Source organism: Legionella sp., assembly GCF_965140895.1.
Lineage (GTDB): Bacteria > Pseudomonadota > Gammaproteobacteria > Legionellales > Legionellaceae > Legionella.
Genome location: NZ_CBCSKT010000069.1, coordinates 1 through 3,201 on the forward strand (window position 1 = coordinate 1; position 3,201 = coordinate 3,201).

Consider the following 3,201-nt stretch of genomic DNA (forward strand, 5'->3'; position numbering starts at 1 on the left):
ATTCCTATCATTTTTCAAATGACATACGATAAACGATATTGAATCATTTTTCTAGATACTTAATGAGGTCTGCTTATGATAGCGAAACAGGTTCTGAAGGGGAAATCAGCCCAGTGTCCCCTAAATCGCCACGCACAAACCTGCTTGCAAAAAAAATAAATTTTTGGTCTCAGCAGAGTGCTCACTCCAAAGTAATCGTAGATACAGATTCTATTGCCATTTATCGTCAATGAATTAATCTAAAATTAGATTTAGAGTTTTTTATGCGTGGAGACTGGGTTTCTTGAGGTTATAGGAAATTCAAAAGGTGTGACTTTTCTAAGTCGATGTCAGTAGATTGTCAAAGTGGATGTCAATTAAAAATTATCGTGGTTTGATTTGCTATCTATAAGCAATTCGCTCACTTAAGTTAAATTATTTGATGCAGGAACCCAACGATATAAAGTCGGAACAGAGATACCTAGATTTTGTGCAACATCTTTAGGTAGCGTTCCAGAAGCAAGTAGTTGTTTAGCCGACTCAATCTTGCTTTGGGTCATTTTTCGCTTGCGACCACCAACCCGCCCCTTTGCTTTGGCAGCTTCTAGACCCGCTTTAGTTCTTTCAGCCATTAATTCACGTTCCATTTGCGCAAGACTCGCCATAACATGAAAAAAGAAACGACCCGCTGGTGTCGATGTATCGACATTATCAGTAATACTTTTAAAATGGATTTCCTTCTGATGTAATTGATTAACCAAATCAATTAATCCCTTAACAGTGCGACCTAATCGGTCTAGCTTCCAGACAACCAGGGTGTCATTTTTTCTCAATACCTCAAGAGCCATAGCAAGTCCTGGGCGATTTGCTTTAGTCCCTGATATTTGATCTTGATAAAGCTTTTCACAACCAACCTCTTTCAATGCTGATAGTTGGAGATCCAAATTTTGATCCACTGTAGAAACACGGGCATAACCAACCAACATAATAAATCCTCTATTGCAAAACCCAACGGCCATTTTGTTTGATTGCATCATGCATCGCATCGGGGGCCAAATCAATTTCTCCTGGCCAGGTAAGCACTCCATATTCAAGATGGGCCTGATTAAACAGGTCTTGATCTTTAAGTACTGCAAAAACTCCGGCACGATCACTCATAATGAGTTTAATCATTTCTACAATGCCATGTGCTCCATCATTGAACTCAACTTCAAGCATATAATTTGCCAATGGTTTAACTTTTGTTAATCGCCATGGAGCTGTACATACTATTCCAAGGGTGATATTTTTTTTGGTGTCTGATTTTGTTCGCATAATATCCAATCCTCCAATAACTCAGCACGATGCTGAAATGCCCATTCCAATACTAAAGCTAATGCTCGACGTGGCATAGAACCTCGAACCACTTCAAGTGTGTGAATATCAATAAGCACTTCATATTCTGCATATAGAGCATGAAAAGCCCGTGGGTAATCCCCCCCCCAGCAGTAAGGATATTAAAGTTTGTTTGCTGTAATGGTTTTAAAAATGCGAGAATCCTTTAATAGACAACAGCGACTTTTTTTAATTTTTATATGATAAACTATCCCTACCCCTAGTAAATCAGCGCTGATCCCTTAATATATCCCATCCTACGAGGTAAGTCTTTTACAGATAAAACCATGTAATTGGTTCTTATCTATTTTTATTTGATGCATTTACTTACTGATAACTTAAGAAGGAATTTATATGAAGCAATATAAGGTTGTTTTAATGGGGGCAGAATGCGTAGGCAAATCAGAACTATTTAGACGCCTGGTTTATAGTCAGAAATATAGATTTAATGCGGTGCATCAAACTACTTTAGGGACTAGCTATGGTGTCAAATATATTGCTAATGATCACGAATTGCATATCTGGGAGTTGAGTGGCGCTGCACGATTTTGTCGAGATGTCGATATTCTGAACTATGCTGCTAAAGCTAATGTCGCATTATTGTGTATTAATTTAACGCAAGAGATTAATCAAGAACACATCGTGAAAAAAATTGAAGAATTTTCTATTGATAATCCTTATGCCACATTGTTTTTAGTAGGAACCCAATCGGATCATCCTCAAGCACGTATTCAAGAATTTCGGCAATTGAATTTAGATAAAAAAATCTTTATTACTTCAGCAAAAGATGGGCTTGATATTGATGTGCTTCTTCAGGGTATTACTGATGCCTGCGGCATCCCGCCACTAAAAAAACGATGGGATGATGAAATTAGTAATCTATTAGAGACAATGAGCCTATTGCCCAACAAAGAGTATGATGCAATAACGCAGGAGCTTAATCAGCTAGAACAGATTGTATTTCCTGCCAATGCTGTTGAAAATGCTAACAACGAACTCAAACAAGAGGCAATAAAATTGTTTCAAAAAAAATGCCAGTCTATTTTAAGTGATGGTTATTCAGAGGTGTGGAATGCCTTATTAACGGTTGTAGCCGCTGCTGTAGTAATCACGCTCACTACGATGCTTGGTTTTGCTATTGGTTTTGCATTAGGGGCATGGACTGGCCCTGGTGCATTCATTACAGCATTAGTTGGAGCTAATACCGCAGCAGTTTCTGTAGTTGGAGCAAGTGCTACTCTTGGGGTTGGCGCTGCTTTAACCTCATATGGCTTATTTAAAGAGCAGAAAAAATGCATTGAAAATAATGTATTGATTCTGGATTTGCCGCAAAAAAGAATTGCTTCATTATTTCCACCAATAACTAATTGATTTTATAGTGATAACTAGCAATAAATTTAGACTCCGTTGCAAAAACGGAGTCTAAATTAGCTCATGCTCTGTTAACAATGTGCCCTAATAAAATCTATTGGTTGATTTGCCGCTTGCCGTTCATAAAAGCCTGGATAAAAATCAGGCGCGTGGTCCTCAAGCAATTTTAAATGCCGTTCGCGAATTTTTCTAACAAGCTTGTTAGTGTCCATGGGATCCCAGCGTTTGTTCACCAAATCACAATAAATGTTTTCAATCAGGAACGCACCACAGCTGGTAGCATCATTCTGTTCCATGCACCTCACAGGATGACTTACATTAGGCAAAAGCGGATAACCATTTACCTGTCAAACTTTTTTAATATCACCAAGAATGATGTTAATTAATTCTTGGTCTGGGATATACCCATCGCCATTGAAAGTACTGGAAAATTCATCTGAAATAGATTACAACTACGCGCATGAGATTTGAGCCGTT

At 38.1% G+C, this 3,201-nt stretch carries 4 protein-coding genes and 1 pseudogene; 1 reads left to right on the top strand and 4 read right to left on the bottom strand.

All coding sequences use genetic code 11. The annotated features are described in order from the left end of the window. Nucleotides 1–404: 404 nt before the first annotated feature. The 3 genes and pseudogenes from ACQY7T_RS08755 to ACQY7T_RS08765 all read right to left on the bottom strand — a co-directional run. Complete coding sequence (locus tag ACQY7T_RS08755; protein WP_428412730.1) at nucleotides 405–965, bottom strand: recombinase family protein; 561 nt, start codon at nucleotides 963–965, stop codon at nucleotides 405–407. 10 nt (nucleotides 966–975) lie between these two features. Further along, nucleotides 976–1,293: a DUF2442 domain-containing protein gene (locus ACQY7T_RS08760; protein WP_428412732.1), complete on the bottom strand. Its 318-nt coding sequence runs from the start codon at nucleotides 1,291–1,293 to the stop codon at nucleotides 976–978. Next, a pseudogene (locus ACQY7T_RS08765) lies at nucleotides 1,248–1,436 on the bottom strand (DUF4160 domain-containing protein); the annotation flags it as partial. The pseudogene ACQY7T_RS08765 and the gene ACQY7T_RS08760, both read right to left, overlap by 46 nt. 271 nt (nucleotides 1,437–1,707) lie before the next feature. Between ACQY7T_RS08765 and ACQY7T_RS08770 the strand changes: the two are divergent. After that, entirely contained in the window at nucleotides 1,708–2,724 is a 1,017-nt protein-coding gene (locus tag ACQY7T_RS08770; protein WP_428412734.1) for a GTPase, read from the top strand. Nucleotides 2,725–2,795: 71 nt separating this feature from the next. Here the strand turns inward: ACQY7T_RS08770 and ACQY7T_RS08775 are convergent, their stop codons facing one another. After that, nucleotides 2,796–3,020 (bottom strand): hypothetical protein, encoded by a 225-nt coding sequence (locus tag ACQY7T_RS08775; RefSeq protein ID WP_428412736.1) that lies wholly within the window; start codon nucleotides 3,018–3,020, stop codon nucleotides 2,796–2,798. Between the last annotated feature and the right edge of the window lie 181 nt (nucleotides 3,021–3,201).

What these genes read in the sequence shown, in the direction of transcription:
- ACQY7T_RS08770 (WP_428412734.1), top strand. Translation starts at nt 1,708, where the DNA reads ATGAAGCAATATAAGGTTGTTTTAATGGGGGCAGAATGCGTAGGCAAA.
- ACQY7T_RS08760 (WP_428412732.1), bottom strand. Translation starts at nt 1,293, where the DNA reads ATGCGAACAAAATCAGACACCAAAAAAAATATCACCCTTGGAATAGTA.
- ACQY7T_RS08775 (WP_428412736.1), bottom strand. Translation starts at nt 3,020, where the DNA reads ATGGAACAGAATGATGCTACCAGCTGTGGTGCGTTCCTGATTGAAAAC.
- ACQY7T_RS08755 (WP_428412730.1), bottom strand. Translation starts at nt 965, where the DNA reads ATGTTGGTTGGTTATGCCCGTGTTTCTACAGTGGATCAAAATTTGGAT.